The sequence below is a fragment of the Gemmata palustris genome, from assembly GCF_017939745.1.
GTDB lineage: Bacteria > Planctomycetota > Planctomycetia > Gemmatales > Gemmataceae > Gemmata > Gemmata palustris.
Genome location: NZ_JAGKQQ010000001.1, coordinates 4,211,102 through 4,233,066 on the forward strand (window position 1 = coordinate 4,211,102; position 21,965 = coordinate 4,233,066).

At 66.0% G+C, this 21,965-nt stretch carries 14 protein-coding genes; 5 read left to right on the plus strand and 9 right to left on the minus strand.

The features are described from left to right. Window positions 1-230: 230 nt before the first annotated feature. The 3 genes from J8F10_RS17345 to J8F10_RS17360 all read right to left on the minus strand — a co-directional run bounded on the left by J8F10_RS17345 (window position 231) and on the right by J8F10_RS17360 (window position 5,903). Window positions 231-1,226 (minus strand): pentapeptide repeat-containing protein, encoded by a 996-nt coding sequence (locus tag J8F10_RS17345; protein WP_210655724.1) that lies wholly within the window; start codon window positions 1,224-1,226, stop codon window positions 231-233. Window positions 1,227-1,355: 129 nt separating this feature from the next. Next, the gene (locus J8F10_RS17350; RefSeq protein WP_210655726.1) at window positions 1,356-2,831 is read right to left on the minus strand and encodes a DUF1501 domain-containing protein; all 1,476 of its coding nucleotides are present in this window, start codon (window positions 2,829-2,831) and stop codon (window positions 1,356-1,358) included. A 165-nt stretch (window positions 2,832-2,996) separates the two neighbouring features. Continuing rightward, the gene (locus J8F10_RS17360) at window positions 2,997-5,903 is read right to left on the minus strand and encodes a DUF1553 domain-containing protein (RefSeq protein WP_246523414.1); all 2,907 of its coding nucleotides are present in this window, start codon (window positions 5,901-5,903) and stop codon (window positions 2,997-2,999) included. A 662-nt stretch (window positions 5,904-6,565) separates the two neighbouring features. Between J8F10_RS17360 and J8F10_RS17365 the strand changes: the two genes are divergently transcribed. After that, window positions 6,566-7,510 carry a DUF1559 domain-containing protein gene (locus J8F10_RS17365; protein ID WP_210655728.1) on the plus strand — a complete coding sequence of 315 codons (945 nt, stop codon included), beginning with the start codon at window positions 6,566-6,568 and terminating at the stop codon, window positions 7,508-7,510. Window positions 7,511-7,592: 82 nt separating this feature from the next. After that, on the plus strand, window positions 7,593-7,760 hold the full coding sequence (locus J8F10_RS17370; protein WP_210655730.1) for a hypothetical protein: 168 nt from the start codon (window positions 7,593-7,595) through the stop codon (window positions 7,758-7,760). A gap of 164 nt (window positions 7,761-7,924) precedes the next feature. Here the strand turns inward: J8F10_RS17370 and J8F10_RS39905 are convergent, their stop codons facing one another. Next, entirely contained in the window at window positions 7,925-8,059 is a 135-nt protein-coding gene (locus J8F10_RS39905) for a hypothetical protein (RefSeq protein WP_261363068.1), read from the minus strand. Window positions 8,060-8,125: 66 nt separating this feature from the next. Here J8F10_RS39905 and J8F10_RS17375 point away from each other — a divergent pair, with 66 nt between their 5' ends. Continuing rightward, window positions 8,126-8,497, plus strand: coding sequence for a VOC family protein (locus J8F10_RS17375; RefSeq protein ID WP_210655732.1), 372 nt, complete (start codon window positions 8,126-8,128; stop codon window positions 8,495-8,497). 275 nt (window positions 8,498-8,772) lie between these two features. On the opposite strand, the gene J8F10_RS17380 is transcribed toward J8F10_RS17375, so the two are convergent. From J8F10_RS17380 to J8F10_RS17400, 4 genes are all read right to left on the minus strand, one after another. After that, on the minus strand, window positions 8,773-9,459 hold the full coding sequence (locus J8F10_RS17380; RefSeq protein WP_210655734.1) for a metallophosphoesterase family protein: 687 nt from the start codon (window positions 9,457-9,459) through the stop codon (window positions 8,773-8,775). A 221-nt stretch (window positions 9,460-9,680) separates the two neighbouring features. Next, window positions 9,681-10,850 (minus strand): transposase, encoded by a 1,170-nt coding sequence (locus tag J8F10_RS39015; protein ID WP_246523415.1) that lies wholly within the window; start codon window positions 10,848-10,850, stop codon window positions 9,681-9,683. 212 nt (window positions 10,851-11,062) lie between these two features. Beyond that, window positions 11,063-12,199 carry an ABC transporter permease gene (locus J8F10_RS17395; protein ID WP_210655736.1) on the minus strand — a complete coding sequence of 379 codons (1,137 nt, stop codon included), beginning with the start codon at window positions 12,197-12,199 and terminating at the stop codon, window positions 11,063-11,065. A 308-nt stretch (window positions 12,200-12,507) separates the two neighbouring features. Then, window positions 12,508-13,362, minus strand: coding sequence for an MBL fold metallo-hydrolase (locus J8F10_RS17400; RefSeq protein WP_210655738.1), 855 nt, complete (start codon window positions 13,360-13,362; stop codon window positions 12,508-12,510). 372 nt (window positions 13,363-13,734) lie between these two features. On the opposite strand from J8F10_RS17400, the gene J8F10_RS17405 reads away from it, so the two are divergent. Together J8F10_RS17405 and J8F10_RS17410 are read left to right on the plus strand one after the other, a co-directional pair. Further along, the gene (locus tag J8F10_RS17405) at window positions 13,735-14,340 is read left to right on the plus strand and encodes a glycine zipper domain-containing protein (protein ID WP_210655740.1); all 606 of its coding nucleotides are present in this window, start codon (window positions 13,735-13,737) and stop codon (window positions 14,338-14,340) included. A gap of 266 nt (window positions 14,341-14,606) precedes the next feature. After that, the gene (locus tag J8F10_RS17410) at window positions 14,607-15,917 is read left to right on the plus strand and encodes a PQQ-binding-like beta-propeller repeat protein (protein WP_210655743.1); all 1,311 of its coding nucleotides are present in this window, start codon (window positions 14,607-14,609) and stop codon (window positions 15,915-15,917) included. Window positions 15,918-16,222: 305 nt separating this feature from the next. On the opposite strand, the gene J8F10_RS17415 is transcribed toward J8F10_RS17410, so the two are convergent. Then, window positions 16,223-21,403 carry a beta strand repeat-containing protein gene (locus J8F10_RS17415; protein ID WP_210655745.1) on the minus strand — a complete coding sequence of 1,727 codons (5,181 nt, stop codon included), beginning with the start codon at window positions 21,401-21,403 and terminating at the stop codon, window positions 16,223-16,225. Window positions 21,404-21,965: the final 562 nt, after the last annotated feature.

Below are 21,965 nucleotides of genomic sequence, written 5' to 3' on the forward strand. Positions count from 1 at the left end.
TCCTGTCGATCCTGTTAACCCTGTCAAAACCCTTCTCTCTTGCTGGCCAGTGCCGATGCACGTGGTTTGGTGGCACAGGCCTCTGGCCTGTGCGTGCCTCCACAGGCCAGAGGCCTGTGCCACGAGCACAAACACTCAACACAACCACCGGCCACTGCTGCCGCTCTCACCGGCCGGCTTACACCGGCCGTTCGCCCAGACCTCTGCCGCCACTCGCCTGAGCACGGCGTCTACATCGCGTAGAAGTCCTCGGGCACGGTCTCGGTGGGGCGCCAGTCGATCTCGCCCGCTTCCGCGCCCTTGTACTGGAGGAACGTGGCGGTCATCGCTTCCTTGTCGAGTTCGGGCTTCTGCCCGCGCGTGTTTTGGGTCCACTCGTGCGCGGTCGCGGCGTCGAGTTCGCCGGCCTTCGACAGCCCGACGATGAGCACGAGCAGGTGCTTGCACGGCGACCCGCGCAGCCCACCGCAGATGTTCAGATTCTGCGTGCCGCAACTGTACTTGCCGTCCGACGCGAGCCGGCACGAGTACACGAGGTCCGCGTTGCCCTGGCTCTTCACCACGCCGACGAGGTGGTCCGGCGCGACCTTCGCGTACAGCCGGAACCGCTCGGCCTTGAGCATGTCCGTGGCCTTGTCGAGCTTCGCCGGGTCGGTGACCTTCTTGAGCCGCGTCAGGAACTCGCCGAAGTCCGCCGGCTTCGGCAGCGCCTTCTCTTCGGCCGTCGCCACCTTGCGCGGGTCCGGCCCCTTCCCGGCCCACGTCAGCGCGTCCGCCATTCGGATCTCGGCGGGCCACTTGGTCCCGTCGTTCACGCGCGCCCAACTGAGCAGCGTACCATCAAGGGTCGCGCCGGTGAGCGTCGCGCCCGCGAGGTTGCTGTAGGAGAGGGAGGCTTTGGACAGGTTAGCGTTCGAGAAGTTCACGTCCGTGAGATTGAGGCCGTTAAAATCGACCTTGGTGAGATCAGTGTTCGAGAGGTCCGCGCCCTTCAGCTTGACTCGCGCTTTGGCGTCGCCCGAAAGCGCGTTCCACTCCTTCACGCCCGCGGCACCCGTTTTCAGCGTCGCGACCCAATCGACCTTCGGTTTGGGTTTCGGTTTGGGAGCCGCTTTGGGCTTCGCGACCGACGCGCCTTTGGCCGTCGTCACAGTTTTTGCTTTGGGGGTCGTCTTGGTTTTCGCGGCCACCTTCTTGGCGGGCTTCTTAACGGCTTGTTTGGCCATGACTCACACGGTTGGTGAGAACGGAAGAGTGAGGTTGGATTGTGCAGAATTATTGACGCGCCCGCGCCGGCCCGCAAGGTGCGCAGGGGGCGAAATGCTGTGAATTCCGGGTGAACGGGGCGCGGATGTTTACGAAAGGATACCGTCGAGCACCTCGCCGTGGACGTCCGTCAACCGGCGCTCGATGCCGTTGTGGTAGAACGAGAGGCGCTCGTGGTTGAGCCCGAGGATGTGCAAAATCGTCGCGTGGAGGTCGTAGATCGTGGCAGGCTTTTCCGCGGCTTGATAGCCGAATTCGTCCGTTCCACCGTAGCTGTGCGCGCGCGTCACCCCGGCGCCCGCGAGCCACACTGTGAAGCCCTTCGGGTTGTGGTCGCGCCCGCTCGCATCCTTCTGAAACGTGGGCATCCGCCCGAACTCCGTCACCCACACCACGAGCGTGTCTTTCAGCAAGCCGGTGCGTTTCAGGTCCGTGAGGAGCGCGGCGAGGGGCTTATCCAGAATCGCGGCGTGGACCTCGTACTGCGACTTCAGCGTCTTGTGCCCGTCCCAGTTGCCGACGCCCTCGCCCATCGCGTAAGAGCCGTTGAAGAGCTGCACGAACCGCACGTCGCGCTCGAGCAGGCGCCGGGCGAGCAGGCAGTTGCGCGCGAACCCGCTCTTCCACCGGTCCTTGTCGCCGGTGCCGTACTCGGCGTGAACCGACTTCGGCTCTTTGGACAGGTCCGCGACCTCCGCCGCGCGCAACTGCATCTTCGCGGCCATCTCGTAGCTCGCGATGCGCGCGCTCAGTTGCGAGTCGCCCGCGCGGGCGGTCGCGTGGTCGGCGTTGAGCAACTGGAGGAAGTCGCGCGTGTCCGCGTCGGTCTTCGCGCTGATGCTCCCGGGCCGCGCGAGATTCGGAATGGGCTTGTCCGCGGTGAACGGCGTGCCCTGGAACACGCCGGGCAGGAACGCACTCCCCCAGTTGTTCGGCCCGACTTGCGGGACGCCGCGCGGGTCCGGGATCGCGACGAACGCGGGCAGGTCTTTGCACTCGCTGCCGAGCGCGTAGCTGACCCACGCCCCGGCGCTCGGGAACCCGTCGAGCGTGAAGCCGGTGCTCATCTGGTTCTCGGCCGGGCCGTGCGTGTTGCTCTTCGCGGTCATCGAGTGGACGAAGCACATTTCGTCCGCCAGCCCCGCGAGGTTCGGCAGCAGGTCTGACACCATCTTCCCGCTCTGACCGCGCGGCTTGAACGCCCACAGCGGGCGCACCAGATTGCCCTGCGCGCCCTGGAACGTGACGAGCTTCTCGGCCCCCGGGAGGGGTTGGCCGTCGCGCTTCACCAGTTCCGGCTTGTAGTCGAAGGTATCGACGTGGCTGACCGCGCCGGAACAGAAGATCGTGAGCACGCGCTTCGCCTTCGGCGCGAAGTGCGGTTTCCGCGCGCTGAGGGGCGAATCGGGTTTGATGTCCGGGCGCAGCGGCGCCTTGTCATCCGCGAGAAGCCCCTGCTCCGCGAGGAGCGCGGCCAGCGCGATCCCACCCAAGCCCGTGCTCGCATCGCGCAGGAACCCGCGCCTGTTGAGGAGAGAGGCACCGCCGGGAGAAATCGAAGTCATAGGAGAGACCCGATGGCAGAGATCAGAGGACAGAGGACAGAGGACAGAGGACAGAGGACAGAGAGCAGAACCGGTGTCGGTAGGTCGGGCGGTGCCCGACGTGTTTGGCATTGCGAAGGTTGTGTCGAGCACAGCCCGACCTACAACCCTTCTGTCCGGTCGTCCTTAATCCACGAAAACGAATTCGTTCGCGTTCAGCACCGCGCGACACAGCGCCGCGAGGCCGTGTTCCTTCACCAGCTTCGTCGCGGCGGTCCGTTCTTTGTCGGTTGGCGGGCGCTGAAACGCGAGCAGGAACACACGATTCACCTGGGCGCTGGGGGCCGCCCCCGCGTCCTTTTCGACGCGCTCCGCAAAGTACCCGGCCTGCTGAAGCACGAACGTGCTGTTGAGCAGGTTGAGCGCCTGGAGCGGTGTGGTGGAGACGTTCCGCTTCGGCGCGATCTGGCCCGCGTCCGGGCAGTCGAACACGCCGAACGTGTCGTCGAGCTGCATCCGCGGCTTCTGCTGGTAAACCATGCGGCGGAACTCGGCCGGACCGAACTGCTTCCGCGGTGTGTACACCTTCACGTAATTGCCGTTCGGCTCGAACAGGTCGAAGCCGGGTCCGCCCATCTTGAGGTCGAGTTTCCCGCTCACGAACAGGACCGCGTCGCGCAGCGGTTCCGCTTCGATTCGTTGGGGCGGGTAGCGCCACAGTAACCGCGTTTGTGCGTCCTTTGCTAAGCCCGCATCGCTGGCGCGCGACGCCTGACGGTACGTGGCGCTGGTCACGATGAGCCGGTGCATGTGTTTGAGCGACCAGGGGTTGGAAGAACCTAACCCCCCGGCCCCCTTCCCTAAGAAGGAAGGGGGAGCAGAACCTTCTTTGCCTTCAGCCCCTCTCCCCTTGGGGGAGGGGTTGGGGAGGGGTTCTTCCCCTACAGAAGGCGCAACTAACTCGCTCGCGAGCCAGTCGAGCAGTTCCGGGTGCGTGGGCTTACCGCCGTTGCGACCGAAGTCGCTCGGAGTGTCCACGATGCCCGTGCCGAAGTGGTGCTGCCACAGCCGGTTCACCATGACACGGGCCGTCAACGGGTGTGCGGGGTCGGTAATCCACTTCGCGAGCGCGGCCCGGCGCTCGGGGTCGGTCGCGTTCTCGGGGATGGTCAGTTTCGGTCCGAGTTCGCCGAGTGCCCCCGGCCCGACGACTTCCTTCTTCTGGGTCGCGTCCCCGCGGTGCAAGCGGTGCGTCTCTTCGGGCACCATCAGTCGCCCAGCGTAAGCCAACTGCCCCCGCGCGAGTTCTTCGATTTGCTTGCGGAAGCCCCCGATTTGTTGCGTGAGTTTGACCCACGCCGCGCGCTCGGCGCCCGTCAACCCGCTCGGAACCGCTGACGCGCCCTCCGCGAACGGCACCCGGTCGTCCGAGGACGCGACCACGATCCACGACTCGTGGTCCGTAGAGACATCGATGCGGTATCGCGTCGACACCCGGTCCGTGTACCGGCCCTCGCGGTCGCGTGCCCAGGCGACGCGGTCGATGACCGTCGGTTCGGCCAGTTCCAGTTCGACCCACCCGCGCCCGGACTTATTCGAGATCCAACTGCGACCGTTCCCGTACTTCCCATCATTAATGAATGGCAGACTGTGAATGTTCGGAGAGCCGGGGTAATCGCCCGACGAGGTGGCTTTCGCGCCGTTCGATGCGAGCGCGACGTTCACGGGCTTCGAGCCGAACGAGAACACTTCCAGTTCATCGAGGCACGGCTCGACACTGTTCGTCTCGAAGGTCACGAACCGGACGAATTTCGCCCGCACGGGTTTGAAGCGCTCGGTGTTGAGGCGCGCGTTCACCGACACGCGGCGCGCGTCGGTGGCGGCCGGGTCCGCGAGCGGTTCCAGCGCCGCGAGTTTCGCTTCGAGTTCGGCCAGTTGCGCGCGGAGCCGATCGGCTTCTTTCGCGCGGGCGACCGTGTCACCGGTACGGACCGGGCGCTCGCCGTGCTGCACGCCCGCGAACACGGCCTTGATGCGGTAGTAGTCGAGTTGCGAGATCGGGTCGAACTTGTGCGCGTGGCACCGGGCGCACGCGACCGTGAGCCCCAGGAACGTAGAACCCGTCGTGCCGATCATGTCGTGCAGTTCGTCCGCACGCTGATTCAGCGTCAGCGTGATGTCGGGACTTTTCACCTCGTCCCACGCGCCGCCCACAATGAACCCGGTCGCGGCATCGGCGCCGAGCGTGTCGCCGGCCAACTGCTCGCGCACGAACTGGTCGTAGGGCTTGTCGTCGTTGAGGGCTTTGATGACGTAGTCGCGGTAGTGCCAGGCGTTCGGGCGCAACTGATTGGTCTCGAACCCGTTCGACTCCGCGAAGCGCACCGTATCGAGCCAGTGCCGCGCCCAGCGCTCGCCGTAGTGCGGCGACGCGAGGTATTTGTCCACGAGCTTTTCGTAAGCGTTCGCGTCCTTATCGTTGACAAACGCCTCCACCTCTTCGGGCGTGGGCGGCAACCCGAGCAGATCAAACTTGAGCCGCCGAATGAGCGTGCGCCGGTCCGCTTCGGGCGAAAGCGCCAATCCGCTCGCGTTTAATTTCGCGGCAACGAATGCGTCGATCGCGTTTCGCGTTTGAGCCGTCGCGGTGGGCACGGCCGGGCGCGTCACCGCTTGGAACGCCCAGTGCGCATCGGCAGCGCCCTCGACCGCGGGCCACTTCGCACCGGCTTCGACCCAGGCGGTGAGGGCGCGAATTTGTTCCGCAGTGAGCGGGTCGCGGTTCGGCGGCATCCGCTCCTGGGCGTCTTCGATCGTCAGCTTCTTCAGAAGCAAACTCTCGGCGGGTTTGCCCGGTACCAGCGCTTTGCCGGTGTCGCCCCCTTTGAGCGCATCGGCGCTGCGATCAAGACGCAACCCGCCGCGCTGTTTGTCCGGTCCGTGACACGACACACAGTGTTTCGCAAAAATCGGCTGCACGTCGCGCGCGAACTCGACCGCGGGCGGCAGCGCCCCCTTCGGTGGCTCAGCGCCACGGCCCGGAGAGGTAAAAGCGCCCAGTAAAAGGAGCGCGGGGAGAGCAGTACGGGGCATGATCGTTCCAGATGGTCACCGGCGGGTGGTATCATGCTACCCACAAACACCGTGCGAGTGAAAGAGGTTTGTCGCGGTTCGCGGCACCCGTGTGGGACCGAGACCACTTCTCCACGAGGTGCCAACTCATCGCTCCCGCGATCAAGATGGGAAGAAGGGACAGAGCGAACAGCTCAAATGGCCGCATGTACAGAATAGCCCGTTCGGATGGAGTAACGCGACGAGGAACCGGTAGCAGGCCCGGGGTACAACAGGTCCACGATTGGGAGGTCCATCTCCCGGCCTCCGAACGCAACAGCGACGAGTGTCGCCCGACACACTCAGCCCAATGGGGGACGGGAAAAGATCAATCCCACCCCGACGGTCTCACGAGCCATCATTTTTTTGAGAAGGCATTAAATCTAATCCTTTTTCCTCTTGCCCTTCATCAAATGAAGGTTTAGAAACATCTCAACTCGCAGTCGCTCACGCTCTCTGAATCAGCTCCTCATCGATCGTTAACTCTCCCTTTTGCTCATGAGCAGCCGGTTCGTCGCGCCTTAGTGGTTCGCGAGCGCTATAGTTTCTGAGACTGGTGCCGATCGCCTTCATCTCTCCCGGGCGGTCGAACTCGCAGGCATCGGGCTCACTATCCATTTCTTGTTTCTGTCAAGGTGGTCATTATGAGACTCGCACAGAGGCACCCCCGAAAAGCGTTTACGCTGATCGAGCTGTTGGTGGTGATCGCGATCATCGCGATCCTCATCGGGCTCCTGCTCCCGGCCGTCCAGAAAGTCCGCGAGGCCGCGGCCCGGACTCAGTGTGTCAACAACTTGAAGCAGATGGGTCTCGCGCTGCACGCGTACCACGACGCCAACGAGGTGCTCCCCCAGGGCCAGTCGCCGTGGAGCGCGGCCTACCAGGCTCCTTATGAAGGGGCGTGGTCGTGGCAGGGCTACATCCTGCCGTATATGGAGCAGGACAATGCCTATAAGCAGGCAAAGGCGTGGCAAAATGCCTCGAATACCTATTCATGGAACAACCCGGTCGCTGGGCTGAAGATGAAGCTGTACACCTGCCCGGCGGACTCGCGGGGACCGGTCGCGTACCCCGGGCCGGCGAACGGGCTCGCGGTCGACCAGTCGCTGACCGGGTACCTGGGTAACGCCGGCACCACCTCGTCTTCGTTCGACGGCGTACTGTACATGAGCTCGAAGGTCAAGCTGGTCGGAATCACCGACGGCACCAGCAACACAATTCTGGTCGGCGAGCGCCCGCCGAACTCGAACCTGGAGTTCGGCTGGTGGTTCGCCGCCTACGGGTACGATGGTCGGGGCAACGGTGACTGCGTGATGACGTCCAACGATCTGGCCATTGCAAACTACTTCATCTCCGGCTACTCGTCGGCCCCGAACCTGCCGTGCAACGGGACGGCAGCTCAGAAGATCGGGTTGCAAACGGGTAACCCGAACGTCGGGTGCGATGCGGCTCACTACTGGAGCTTCCATACCGCTGGCGCCCAATTCCTGATGGCAGACGGGTCCGCCCGTCTGGTGACGTATGCCAACAACGGCGTACTTCCGGCTCTTTCGACGCGGGCCGGCGGCGAGGTCGCCAACATCAACTAAAGGTGTCCGTACCCCGCCCCGATGGCTCGTGCCGCCGGGGCGCCTTCGTTCGACCCACTTACTGCTGATTCCGGAACGGCATATGAAAACAATCCTGCTCGTCGTCGTGTGTGCGGTCGGTTTTGCGGGCCTTGCGGGGTGCGGTGGTTCTTCGGCCTCGACCCTGCCCGGGCAGCCGAACGGCGCCGCCCCCCAAGACTCCGGTGCGGGCAAAGACACAAAGAAGGGGCGGATTCCCGCTCAAAAGTGATCCGGCGGCCAGAATATTCTCCTGATCCTTACTATCACACATTCTATCACGCGAATGATCTGGCAATTGACGATCAAACACCCCTTCTGCGGCACGCCCCCTCCCCCGGCGCTAGCACCCGAGGCCTTCGACGCGCTTCCGCCGGAGGTGCAGGCGCACGTCCGTTAGCCCCGCACGTCCCGGCTTCGGACGTGTCGAAGGTTGCTCAAAAATACCTCGACGCGGGCTTGCAGGTCCGCGTCGAACCGCCGTTTCGCTGGCGCCTGGATTAACTCCTTCAGGTGCTTTGGTGCTGACATTTCTTCGGCTCTCAAAGCAGCTATTATTGTCACTCGCCCCACCAAATCGCCCCGGAGCTACGCACGATGATCCTCGGCCTTCGCACCTTCGTTGCCCAAGTCCGCCCTGAACAACTGGACGAGGCGAAGGCGTGGTACACGCAGTTCGCGGGCACCCCGCCGTACTTCGATCAGCCGTTCTACGTCGGGTTCAACGTCGGGGGGTTCGAGCTGGGGCTGCACCCCGAGGGCGAGCCGGGGCCGGGCGGCACGATCGCGTATTGGGGCACGGCCGACGTTGCGGCCGAAGTCGCTCGCGCGGTCGCTCTCGGCGCGACCGTGGCGCAACCCATTCAGGACGTGGGGGGAGATATCAAGGCCGCGACCATCGCGGACCCGTTCGGCAACCAGATCGGGCTGATTCAGAACCCGCACTTTGATGCGAAAGCGGTAAAATAGCAGCGGGAAGCACCACCCGCTTGTTAACACTCGCGGTTCGCCAAGAGGCTAGGCGAACGGCCGGTGTAAGCCGGCCGGTGAGAACTCCAGATGCCTCTTAAGGGTGTCAATGAGCTTGGTAAGTATGGGCGAACGGCCGGTGTAAGCCGGCCGGTGAGACTTCTAAGCCACTCGTCACACCCGGCGCGTGCGCGGCACACAGAGCCGCACTCTCAAGTCACATTGTCGCTCGCACCGGCCGGCTTACACCGGCCGTTCGCCTCACTGGTGGAGCATTACTCCTCATAATCCACCCGGCCCTCGCGCTTGCGGCCGAGCGTGTCCACCTGCCAGTAGCGACCGGAGATCGCGTCGAGGCACGTGAGCCACCCGCCCCCGTAGGCGTAAGTGTCGATGCACACCGCGCCGGGAATCACCTTCGGCTCGCCGGACCGCTGCGACGAGTGCCCGCAAATCACCGTCTTCCCGGTGTAATGGCGCATCGCGTCCGGGAAGAACTCCCAGTACAGCATGTTGTCCGGTTGCTCGTCCATCGGCGTGTCGTGGTACACCCCGGCGTGAACGAAGATGAACTGATCGGTTTCGTGGTACGGAACGAGTTCGTTTTCGAGGAAGTCCCAGTGCCCGTCCGGGACGTCCGCGAAGGTGCCGCTGACGCCCATCGCGGGGCCGTAAGAGCCGAGCGCCTGCACGCCGCCGACGCCGAGCCACATCTTCCGTTCCGAGCGCCCGCCGTCGCGCGCCTGGAGCATCATGATTTCGTGGTTCCCGCGCAGGCACACGACCGGGCGCTTGTGCTTCAATTCAAGGAGACGATTGATGACGCCCCGCGTGTCCGGTCCGCGGTCCACGTAGTCGCCGAGCACGATGAGGTCATCGGCTCGGGTCGGCTGGACCCACGCGAGGAGGTCGTCGAGGGCACCGAGGCAGCCGTGAATGTCGCCGATCGCAAGGACGCGCATGGAGCATCTCCGGAACTCCGTCAGTATAACACGCTCATGCCCGTCACGCTCTTCGACACGGGCTAGCCCCCGTGATTCCGCCGGAAGATTCGCATCTCCAGTCTCGTTTTGGGACCGCTGTAGCGGGTTGAACGAGCCGCGACCGCAAGGGGAGCAGGGCGCCTGATCCCGGCCGCGCCACGAGTGTTGCGGGCAAGCGAGCCGCGACCGCAACAGTAGTTTCAAGGCATTGGAGCGGTTGTAAGTATTTTGTGGGGCAGCGTGATACATCGCGTGCGTGGGTATCGCGCGCGGATGCGTTGTGTGAGCCAGTCGAGCATCTCGACCAACGGGAGTTCGGGTACCCACGCATTCGGGCTCCGGTTCCGTGCGCGAGCGATCCGAAGGGTCAAGCACACCCACACCTGTCGCAACAGCAGCGCCACCCCTTCCAAGAGCAACCGGTATTCGGGGTTGGTGCTCGTGGTCCACCCGCGGGCCTGGTTCTTCTGCCGGTAACTGGTCTCGATCCCGAACCGCTCCCGGTACCGGCGCCGCCCGAGCCACGCGCGCTTCGCCTCGGACACCGCCGCCGCATCGCCCCAACCCGAGAACGCGTACACCCGCGCGTGGGATTCGCCCGGGCGGCGCCACACCAGCACCCGGGTGGACACCGACCGGCGGGCCTTCTCGGTCACCCAGTCCATGGTGGTGATGGTGCCGTGAGGTTGCGTGTAGCACTCGTTGCGTCGGTTCGTGCCGGAACCCTTCTTGCGCATCGGGACCGTGTAGCTCAGGTTCCGTTCCTGCAACAGCAACAGGGTCTCCCCGCTGTCGAACCCGGCGTCCAGAACCACCCCGCGGACCGTGAGCCCACGGGCCGCCACCTGGTCCAGAAGGGTCTGCACCTGCTGGTGCGGCTTGGCTCCTTTCGTCACACTCATCAGCCCCACGGTGTACCGCCGGTGCTTGTGGATCAGGACCCCGGTGGCGTACGCGTGGAAGAACGAGGTGCCGGCCTTCTTGGGTCCGCCGATGATCCCCGGGGTGCCGCGGTCCCCGTAAAAGGGGACGTAGTGCACGTCGATGGCGCACGTCCACCGGCGATTCCGGTCCCGACGGGTGAACGTCGCCACGTGGTGGAGTGCATCGACCAACCGGGCCGTCAGTTGGTCTCGGGAACCGAGGCTCGCGCGAACCCCCTGCCGAGCGGTCTCGTGCGAGAATCCGAAGTACCGGGTGACCACCGCGAACAGGGTCCGGGTGGTGCCCGCGATCAGCAGCACCAGATCAACCAACTGTGTGCCCGTGATCGACTGCTTGTAGTCGGGCCAACCGAGTGCCCGGGCCAACGTTCGCCGGGCCAACACATGGATCACCGCCGGGGTGATCGTAGAATAACCACGTCGCATGGGAGGCTCCCGTTCAAGTGCCTGAGAACCTTGAACTTAGGAACTCCCATGCGGCACTGCCAAATCACTTGAAACTACTGTTGCGGTCGCGGCTCGTCCCAGCCGCTGTGCTACGGCGATTCTCAATTCCTTTGTGCGCCGGGCTCAACACCGGGGAATCGCTACCCCGCTCCCTTGCGGTCGCGGCTCGTTGTAAGTGACCAAAAGCCGGCCTAACGAATGTTGTGCGCCGGGTCCACTTTCTGAAACGACCGCAGCGCGGCCAGCCCCGACCCGACCGCCATGCACATCGTCACCGCCGCCGCGCCGCCCAGAATGAACGGGTGCAGGCGCACGGCGGTTCCCATTGCGGTTGCACCCTCTGCGAGTGCGACCGTGATCGGTGCGGCCAGCGCGATACCGAACAACCCCACCCAGAACGATTGCGCCAGCACCGAGAACTTCAACCGCCACTTGGGAATACCCATCGCGCGGAGCGTGGCGAACTCGCGCTGACTGGCCGCGGTCGCCGCGAACAGTGTTTGACTCGTCACCACCGCGCCGACGAGCAACCCGAGCAGTGCCGTGAACCCGATCGCGACGCCGGCCTTCGTCGTGGTCAGCCAGTGGAGCCGCGAGCGCGCGGAGAACTCGTCCGCGGTGAACGCGCTCAGTTGCGCGTAGCCGTTCATTCGGCGCGCGACCGCGGGCGCGTCCCCCGGCTTCGCGCACTTCGCGACCAAGTACGTGACTTCGTCTTGCTGGTAGTGGAGCAGCACGCGGGCAGTTTCGAGCGAACAAAACAGGTACGGCCCGCCCAGGCTGCGGCACCCGGCCACCAGCCCCACAACGCGAACGCGAACACCGAGGATTTCGGCCGTGTCGCCCGCGCTGCGAATCCCGAGGCGGCCGAGTTCGGACTCGTCCACCGCGATCGTGAGCGGTTGGGTGAGGCGCGCGAGTAACTCGCGGTCGTTGCGAACAACTTCCATTGCCGCGAGCGAGTGCGGGTCGAGCCGCGTGCCGACGACGGTGCAAACTTCCGTGGTGGTTTTCGCGGGGATCTCGCCGTTCCGGGTCCAGGGCGTGAAGCCGATGATCGCGCCCTCCGCGCGCTCGACCTCGGGTTGCGCGGCGAGCCGGGACACCCAGCGCTCCGGGATGGGCCGGCCGAAGTCCACGCTCCGCACGGCCGGGTAGCCGACCCACACGTCGGCCACGGACCGGTCCACCGGGAGCGACATCATCGAGAGCAGTCCGAGCACGAGCCCCGATTGCACCGCGACCAGCACCGCGCTGAACGCGACCGCGAGGATGGCCGGCAGGAACCGCTGCCGCTCGTACCAGATCGTGGTGAGAGAATAACCCACAGTGGCGCCCCCAACGGGTTCTCCGAGCTACGTTTTGTGCTAGTGCGTGACGCACAGACTGTAAACTGGAGCGCCAGGAACCGGTCGGGGGCTTGTGCTTCGCCCTCTCCCCTTGCGGGAGAGGGTCGCCGCGCTTCGCGGCGGGGTGAGGGGTTGCATCCACACCCCGGGGCCACCCCTCACCCGGTTCGCAAAGCCTCACCACCCTCTCCCGCAAGGGGAGAGGGCATAACACCAAGCCGGCCCACCCACGTTTGCAAGCAATTAACAGAGACCGGCTACAGGAAAGAAATCAAACCGATCGGGCCTCACACCCACAGGTGCATCTTCGCCTTCAGTTCGGCCGGGAGCTTGTTGTCGAGCAGCTTCCGCACCTCGTTCGGGTGGTACCGCGTGCTGAAGTGCGCCGCGACGATCAGCTCGTTCTTGAACCGCGGGGCGCGCTCCACGAAATCGTCCAGGTGCATGTGACCGAACTTGTGGATCTTGTCGCGCCGGTGGCTCGCGCGGATGAAACTCATTTCGGTGATGAGGATCTTCGCCTCGAAGCACGCCGGGCACGCATCCAACCCGGCCGGCGAGGTGTCCCCCGTGTACGCCACGATCGGGATGCGCACCTCGCGCGTGATCGGGGTGCCGCTCAGCTTGAGGTCGCGGATCTTGTCGCCGGGCAGCCCCACGAACTCGTCCTTCAGCTTGTTGCGCCGCTCCCACACCACGAACCCGCGGCTCGGGATCGTGTGGGCCGTGTTGAACACCGTGACGACGTGCTCGCGGCTCAGCTCGATCTCGTCGCCGGCCGTCAGCCCTTTGATGTGCGCGAGCTGCCGCCCGCGGTCGAGCCGGTGCATAATCATCATCAGTTTCTTGACGTCCTCGAGCCCCTCGGTGGGGACGTAGACCGTCGGCGGTTCCATCTTCATCATCCGGCGCCGCGCCACGTACACCGGAAGCGCGGCGACGTGGTCCAGGTGCGTGTGCGACACGAACCACGTCGGCGTGCCCATGAAGTCCCACGGCTGCGCTCCGAGGTCGAACCCGATCTTCAGTTCGGGGATGCGCCAGTAGCTCTGCACCGCGGCGCGCGACCACCCCTCGACCGTCAGACCTCCGTGCGAGAGCGAGTAATACGGGGCGTTGTCCACCGGCCGGTCGGGTAGCATGTCGCGTCCTTTAGGAAAACTGCGCGGAATCCGTCTTTTCCATCTTAACGACACGCGCCTGCGGCCGCGGTTCGTTCGGTGCCGATAGTTGGTGTGTGAGCCGGTCGCGCGGAAGTCAACACGCCCCACGGAAACCGCGCCGGCGGAAGTGGGGCCGCCTGTACCGTGTGTACCGACTGTTCGGCTAAATGTAGTCGATCCCGCTCCGCCCCGGGTGCCCGGCGTGCAAGTCGCGGCCCCCGGAGCGTTAAATTGAAGAAGCCCAACCGCGGTTGACCGGTGCGCTAGAACTCGGCATAACCCCGACGCGGGTCGGAATCGCGAGAGGATCAGATGCGCCAGATACACTTTCGACGCCTGGGAGCTTTAGCAGTGTTCGCGTGCGCGGCGGCCGGGTCCGGCTGCGCGTCGATGAACAACACAGAAAAGGGTGCGATCGGCGGCGGCGTGGTCGGTACCGCGCTGGGTACCGCCGTGGGCGCGGCAACCGGTCACACCGGGGCCGGCGCCGTGATCGGCGGGCTGGCCGGCACCGCGACCGGTGCGCTCGTCGGCAACGACATCGATAAGCAAGAGCGCCGGGACCGCGACATCAACCAGGCCGCGGCACTGGCGGCGGCCCAACAGCAGCAACAGCGCATGGGCATGTTCGACGTGATCCGGCTCGCGCAGGGCGGGCACGACGACACGGTCATCATTAACCAGATCCGCACGACGGGCAGCACGTTCCAGCTCACCGCGTCGGACCTCGACGAGTTGAAGCGGGCCGGCGTATCGTCCCGCGTCATCGCGGAAATGCAGGCCGCGCGCCCGGCCCCGACCCGCGTGATCGTTCGCGACGCGCCCTCGGTCGTCTACGATTCGGGGCCCGTGTACGTGCGCCCGGCACCGGTCGTTGTGGTCGGCCCGCCGCGCCCCTACGGTTACGGCTACGGGTACGGCGGCGGGTACGGGTACTACCGGCGCGGTGGCTGGTAGCGCGAACGTTCACTGTTGAAACGATCCCCGCCCGGCGAGTTCACAACTCGCCGGGCGGTTCACATTCACACCCTTTTAATGTGCGGGTGCTGGCCAAGTGTAGCTACCCGCACTGCTTGTTGGCACGCGGATTAAACACTTCATCGACGAGAACGCAGCGGCCAAGAGCGCGCATTTCGCCGGGGTTGCGGCCCCCTCACGTTCGCGTAAACTGATACTTCTCTCCCACCGCCCGCCGCCCCCAATCAACCGGAGCTACTGCTATCATGGCGCTGCGAGTTAACGTTTTGGCTTGCGCCGTTCTGCTCGGCGCGGCGGCTGCCACCGTCGCCCCGGCCGCCGACTGGCCGGGCTTCCGCGGCCCGAACCGCGACGGCCTTTGCACCGAAACCGGGCTACTCAAGAAGTGGCCCGACGGCGGCCCCAAACAGGTGTGGACCGCGAAGGATCTCGGCCTCGGCTGGGGCACGCCGTCCGTGGCCGAGGGCAGGATCTTCGGCATCGGCACCCGTGACGGTAAGGACGGCGTGTGGGCGCTAAAGGAGGCCGACGGCACGGAGCTGTGGTTCACCCCGTTCGCCGACCCCGCGACCGGCCTCGCGCGGCAAACGAACGGCCCCGCCAGCACGCCCACCTACGACAAGGGGAAGCTGTTCGCGGTCAGCGCGAACGGGACGCTCTCGTGCCTGGACGCGACCAAGGGCACCGTGTTGTGGAAGACGAACTACGTCGCCGACTTCGGCGGCAAGGTGCCCACGTGGGCGTACACCGACTCCGTGCTGATCGACGGCGACAAGGTCATTTGCATCCCGGGCGGCACGAAGGGGGCGGTCGCGGCGCTAAAGATCGAGAACGGTGACGTGGTGTGGAAGACGGAAGTGAACCCGGTCGGCGGCGGGTTCGGGTACTCGTCCCCCGTCAAGGCGACGATCGACGGCGTCCCCATGTACATCGCACTCCTGGGCCAGTCGTCGGGGGTGGTCGGGGTCCACGCGGAAACGGGTAAACTACTGTGGCAGTACAAGAACACCCCGGCCGCGGGCGGCGTGGCGCAGATCCCGATCCCGATCGTGAAGGGCGACAAGGTGTGGGTGTCGTGCAGCTACGGCGGCGGCGCGGCCCTGCTCCAGATCGTCCCGAAGGGGCAAGGCGCGTTCGAGGCGAAGGAACTGAAGGCGTACAAGAAGCCCCAACTGAACAACCACCACGGCGGCATGGTACTGGTCGGGGACTACATCTACTTCGGTCACGACCAGAACGGGGGCAAGCCCGTGTGCGTCGATTTCAAGACGGGCGACATCAAGTGGGGACCGGAGAACGCGCCCGCGGGCGGGCGGGGCTCCGCGGCGGTCCTGTTCGCCGACGGCCGACTCTATTTCCGCTACGAAAACGGGGTGATGGTGCTCATCGAACCGAGCCCCGAAGAACTCAAAGTGGTCTCGTCCTTCAAGCTCCCGGAAGCGAACGTCAAGACGCACTCACAGAGCTGGCCGCACCCGGTCATTGTTAACGGCAAGCTCTACATCCGCGACCAGAACGTGATGTACTGCTACGACGTCAAGGAAAAGGTGAACTAACACTTCGGTAAGCAAGCGACACGGCCCCGGGCGTCACATACGCCCGGGGCCGTGTCGTTCTCAGAGCACAAGACGCACAGGGCTCCCGCCCTGTGCTACGAACGCCGGCCCCTCCGGGGCGAAAAGGCATTGACGCTTTCCGCCTTCACATTCATTCACTTCCGCCCTGTGCGATTCCTGTGCTACGAGGCTTCCTGTGAACCAGGGTTTCCGCCCCGGAGGGGCCGGCGCTCGTAGCACAGGGCGGGAGCCCTGTGCGCCTCCTGTGCGTCCGCGACACCCTGTGCTTCTTTTTACCTCTGCCCTTAGCCCACGTAGACGCCGCCGCTGAACGTCGGGTCGCCCGCCAAGAGGCTGGCCACTTGCACGCCGTTGACGAACGCCTTCACGTGCGGGCCGGCGCCGGGGCCGGCCCCGGTGAGCACGGCCGCGCTACCGTTCACGCTCCCGGTGCCCACGCGGACCCCGCCCCGGAATCCCGCGTCGTAGGCCAAGAAGCTCTGAATCAACGAAGTGTCCGAGCCGCTGAACACTTTCACGTGCCCGCCCGGGGCGCCCGGACCGGAGCCGGTGACGATGTCATCGAGCCCGTCCCCGTTCAGATCCCCCGCCGCGACGTACACGCCGCCCGAGAACCCGGCGTCGTAGGCGAAGAAGCTGCGGAGGAGCGAACCGTCCGCGCCGCTGAACGCCTTCACGTGCGCCGTGGTGCCCGCGCCGGTTCCGGTGATGATGTCGTCGAACCCGTCCCCGTTCACGTCCCCGGTGCCCACGCGGACCCCGCCGGTGAACCCGGCGTCGTAAGCGAAGAAGCTCTGGAGGAGCGCGCCGTCCGCACCGCTGAACACCTTCACGTGCGGCGCGGCCCCCGCGTCCGCCGAGACGATGATGTCGTCGAACCCGTCCCCGTTCACGTCCCCGGACGTGACGAACACGCCGCCGGTGAACCCGTCGAACGCCAGGAAGCTGCGGAGCAGCGTGCCGTCCGCGGCGAACACCTTCACGTGCCCGCCCGGTGCGCCCGCGCCCGCCCCGGTGATCGTGTCCGCCTGTCCGTCCCCGTTGATGTCCCCGGACGCGACCCGGATCTCGCCGCCGAACCCGGCGAACGCCAGGATCGGCGTCCCCTTTTGGCCGGTCGCCGGGTCCACCGGGACCACCGTTCCCGGCGTCCCGTTCCCGGCGCCGACGCTGATGACGGTCGTGCCGGTGGCGGTGTCGTCGTTCGTGATCGTACCCGTGCCCGTGCCGGTCGCGATCGTCGTGTTCGTGGGGTTCGAGAGGACCACCGTGAACGTCTCGTCGGACTCGACCGCCGTGTCACCGGTCACCGTGACCGTGACGGTCTTCGAGGTCTCGCCCGGGGCGAACGTGACCGTGCCCGACGCGGCCGTGAAGTCGGTGCCCGCGGTCGCGGTGCCGGCCGCGGTCGCGTAGTCCACGGTGACGGTCTGGCTGCTGGGGACCGACAGGGTGACGGTGAAGGTGAAGCTCGTTCCGCCCGTGTTCCCCTCTGCCGCCGTCACGTTACCGATGGACACGGTCGGGGGAGCGGTCGTGATGACCACGTCGTTGCCGGTGCCGCCGACGTAGCTGATCGTGAACGTCACCCCGCCGGTGGTGAAGGTCGCGCCCTCGGCCAGTCCGTTGAACGTGCCGGTCACCGCGTCGACGCCGTCGTTGGAAATCAGGAGGAAGCTGGTGCCCGCGACGGGCGTGAACCCGAGCGTGATGGTCAGCGTCGCGCCGGTCACGTCCACCGTGCCGCCGGCAACGACTTGGTCGTAATCGGTGCTGGGGGCGGTGCCGTTGACTTCGGCGCTGAAGGTGGAACCGGCGGCGAGGGCCAGATTGCCCATAGTCAGTAACCCGGGCGACGTGCCCGGGGCGACCGTGCCACCGCTGGCGACCGTCACCGCGGGCACGTCGCCCGTGCCGCCCAGCGTGCCACCGCTGGCAACCTGGACGCCCGAGCTAGTGGTAATGCTCCCGGTGACGCTCAAAGTGCCGGCGGAGACGGTGGTAGAGCCGGTGTACGTGTTGGTCGCCGACAGCGTCAGCACCCCGGCCCCGGCCTTCGTCAGGTTATTGGCCCCCGAGATGACACCCGAGATGGTGACGGCGGCCGCGTTGTCGATCGTGGCCGCGCCCGAGAGCGCGATCGCGTTGTCGATCGTGGTCGCCCCGGTGACGGCCAGCGTGGTGCCCGCGGCCAGGGTGAGAGCGCCAGTACCCAGGTTCGTGTCGCCAGTGACGCTCAGAGTGCCGGCCGAAACCGTCGTGGTTCCCGTGTACGTGTTGGCCCCGGACAGGGTCAGTGTCCCGGTGCCCGCTTTGGTCAGGTTACCGGTTCCCGAAGCAACGCCGCTGAACGTGGTGCTGGAGTTGTCGCCCCCGGCGGTCAGGGTGAACGCGCCCAGCGTCACGTTCCCGGCGCCCGCGAGGGAGCCGATGGTCTCGCTCGCGCTTAGTGCGAGGGTGGCCCCGGTGCTTACCGTGACGGCACTCGCGTCCGCCACGGCCGCCCCGCCGTTGAGCGCCAGCGTGCCCGCGGACACGGTCGTGGTCCCGGTGTACGTGTTGGCCCCGCCGAGGGTGAACGTCCCGGTGCCAGTCTTGGTGACCCCGCCGGTGCCGGAGATGATGCCGGTCACGGTCGTGCTGGTGTCGTCGCCCCCAGTAGTCAGGGTGAATGCGCCCAGCGTCACGTTGCCGGTTCCGAAGAGCGAGCCGATGGTCTCGCTGGCGCTCAAGGCCAGAATGGTACCGGTGCCGAAGACGACCGCGGTGGTATCGGTCAGGGCCGAACCGCCCACGAGTTCGAGCGTGCCAACTATCACGTTGGTGGCGCCGGTGTACGTGTTGGCCCCCGAGAGGGTGAGCGTTCCGAGGCCCACTTTGGTCAGCCCGCCGGTGCCGGAAATGGCGCCGCTGAACGTGGTGCTGGTGTCGTCGGCCCCGGGGGTCAGGGTGAACGTGCCGAGGGTCACGTTCCCGGCGCCCGCGAGGGAGCCGATCACTTCGCCGCTATTCAGGGCGAGGGTGGCCCCGGTGCTCACGGTCACGGCGCTGGTGTCGGCCAGGGCACTGCCGCCCGAAAGCGCCAGTGTGCCCGTGGACACGGTCGTGGTCCCGGTGTACGTGTTGACCCCGGACAGGGTCAGCGCGCCCGCGCCGGTCTTGGCCAGGCTGTTGGCCCCCGAGATGACGCCCGAGAGCGTCACCGCGCCCGTGTTGTCGACCGTGGCGTTGCCGGAGAGCGCGATGGCGTTATCGACTGTGGTGGCCCCGGTGACGGCCAGCGTGGTGCCCGCCGCCAGGGTAACCGCCCCGGTGCCCAGGTTGTTGTCCGCCGCAACACTCAGGGTACCCGCGGACACGGTCGTGGTTCCCGTGTACGTGTTGGCCCCCGACAGGGTGAACGTTCCGGCCCCGGTCTTGGCCAGATTGTTGGCCCCCGAGATGACACCCGAAAGGGTGACCGCGTTGGCGTTGCTGACCGTCGCCGCGCCCGAGAGGGTGACGAGGTTGTCGACCGTGACGCCGGTCCCCGTGACGGTCAGCGTGGTGCCGCCCGCCAGGGTGAGGACACCGGTGCCCAGGTTGTTGTCCGCCGCCACGCTCAGGGTGCCCGCGCTGACCGTCGTAGCTCCCGTGTACGTGTTGGCCCCCGACAGGGTGAGGGTTCCCGTGCCCTGCTTGGTTAAGGTTCCCGTGCCGCTAATCACACCGGAGAACGTGGTGCTGGTGTTATCGGCGCCCGCCGTGAGGAAGTTCGCGCCGAGGGTCACGTTGCCCGCGCCCGCGAGCGAGCCGATGGTCTCGTCATTGCCCAGATTGAGGGTGGCCCCGGTGCTCACGGTGACGGCCACCGTATCCGCGATCGCAGAATTGCCCGAGAGCGTTAACGTACCCGCGGACACAGTGGCGGTGCCGGTGAAGGTGTTGGCCCCGGAGAGGGTGAGCACGCCGGCCCCGGCCTTGGTCAGGTTGTTCGCCCCGGAGATGACGCCCGAGAGCGTCACCGCGTTCGCGTTGTCGATGGTGCCCGCGACGCTGAGCGCGATCAGGTTGTCGATGGTGCCCGTGCCGGTCACCAGCAGGGTCGGGGCGGATTGGTTGAACAGGATGGTGCCGGAGCCGAGGTTGGCGTCCCCGGCGACGCTCACCGTGCCCCCGTTGAGGTTGGTGTTGCCGGTGTAAGTGTTGGTCCCGGCGAGGACGAGCGTCCCGGCGCCCGCCTTGTTGATCGCGCGCGCGCCACCGGTTTCGGAGACGACGCCCGAGAGGGTCGCTGTAAGGCCCGTACCCACACTGATCGGGGTGGCGCTGGCGTTGAGGACGATGGCGTTGTCGACGGTGGTAGTGCCGGTGAGGGTGAAGAAGCCGCCGCTGAACGTGAGGGCGCCGCTGCCGAGGGCGTCGTCGTCCCCCACCGCCAGCGTGCCGCTGCTCGCGGTGATGGCGCCGCTGAACGCGGCCTCGTTGCCGGTGTTCGTCAGGGTGAGCGTTCCGGCGCCGGTCTTGGTGAGGGTGCTGCTGCCAGAAATGAGACCGGAGACGGTGACCGCGGCCGTGTTGCTGATCGTGGCGGCACCCGAGAGCGCGACCGCGTTATCGATCGTGGTGGCCCCGGTCACAGCCAGCGTGGTGCCCGCTGCCAGGGTAACTGCTCCGGTGCCCAGGTTCGTATCGTCGGTGACGCTCAGAGTGCCCGCGGAAACCGTCGTGGTTCCCGTGTACGTGTTGGCCCCCGACAGGGTGAACGTTCCGGCACCCGCCTTGGCCAGGTTGCCGGCGCCGGAGATCACACCACTGAATGCGGTGCTGGTGCCGGCGCCCCCGGTGGTCAGGGTGAACGCGCTCAGGTCCACGGTGCCGCTGCCGGCGAGCGAGCCGATCGTCTCACTCGCACCGAGCGCGAGGTTCGCGGTGCCGGAACTCAGGTTCACGGCCACGGTGTCCGCCAGGGCCGAACCGCCCGTGAGCGTCAGCGTGCCCGCGGACACCGTGGTGGCGCCGGTGAAGGTGTTGGCGCCCGAGAGTTCCAGGGTTCCGGCGCCGGACTTCGACAACGTCGCGGCGCCCGCGACGTCCAGTGCGATGGTGTTCGTGCCCGACGCGGTCGTGTCGGTCAGACTGGTGGCCAGGGTGAGCGCGGTACCGGACAGGGTGTAGCCCGAGTCGCCGAACTGGATCTGGTCGACGGTCAGCGCGCCGATGTCGTTATTGGTGCTCTGGTTGGCGCCGCCGGTCGTGAACACCAGGACGTCGTCGGCCGAGTCCGGGACTTCGGTGTTGGCCGCCCCGTCGTCCCAGTTGCCCGACGTGCTCCAGTCGGCGTCTATCGCCCCGGTCCACGTGAGCGTCGTGGGGACCGTGCGGTCCTCCAGGAGCGCCACTTGCAACCGCGCACGGGCGCGGGCGACGGGGGAAAGGGTGCGGGACTTCTGGAGCCGGCGGAGGAGAGTGGAAATCACAGTCACGGTGAGACCTCACAGCGTTGGGAGTGGACAGGCCCCGATGGTTGGATCATCGGAGATGGGGCCGGAGCGGTCCGAAATCGTTGGCAGTATTTCGTGGACCGCGGGCTTCCGCGCGGGGGCCGCGACGGACCGGGCATCGGGTCGCGGGCGGGAGTGCATTAAGTTGCCCCCCTCATGAATTGGCGCCGGGGGTGCCGCCGCGCGAGTCGGATACGAGTCGTTGGACCGGATTTTGGTGCGGCCCGAATTAACACATAGTCTGAAAAAATGCGCAGAGCAAGTAGTTTGGGTTATTTTGGTAGTAGAAATTATGCGAATCTCGTGTGAACCGCACTTAATGGTCTCTATCAGATTAACAAGCACATAACGCGCCGTGGAAGCGAGTTACTGCAGATTCTCCCGCGGAGCCGGCCGCGCGAGGTACACCGGCGCTCGCGCACGCCGTTATTCCGAGCCGGGCTGCTGTTTTTATTGTCACCCAGAGACGTAACGAGTGAGTCAAAATCACTATTCGTGAAAACCTGACAGCAGAGAAGTGCGCGTTTATTTGCTTGTCTCATTG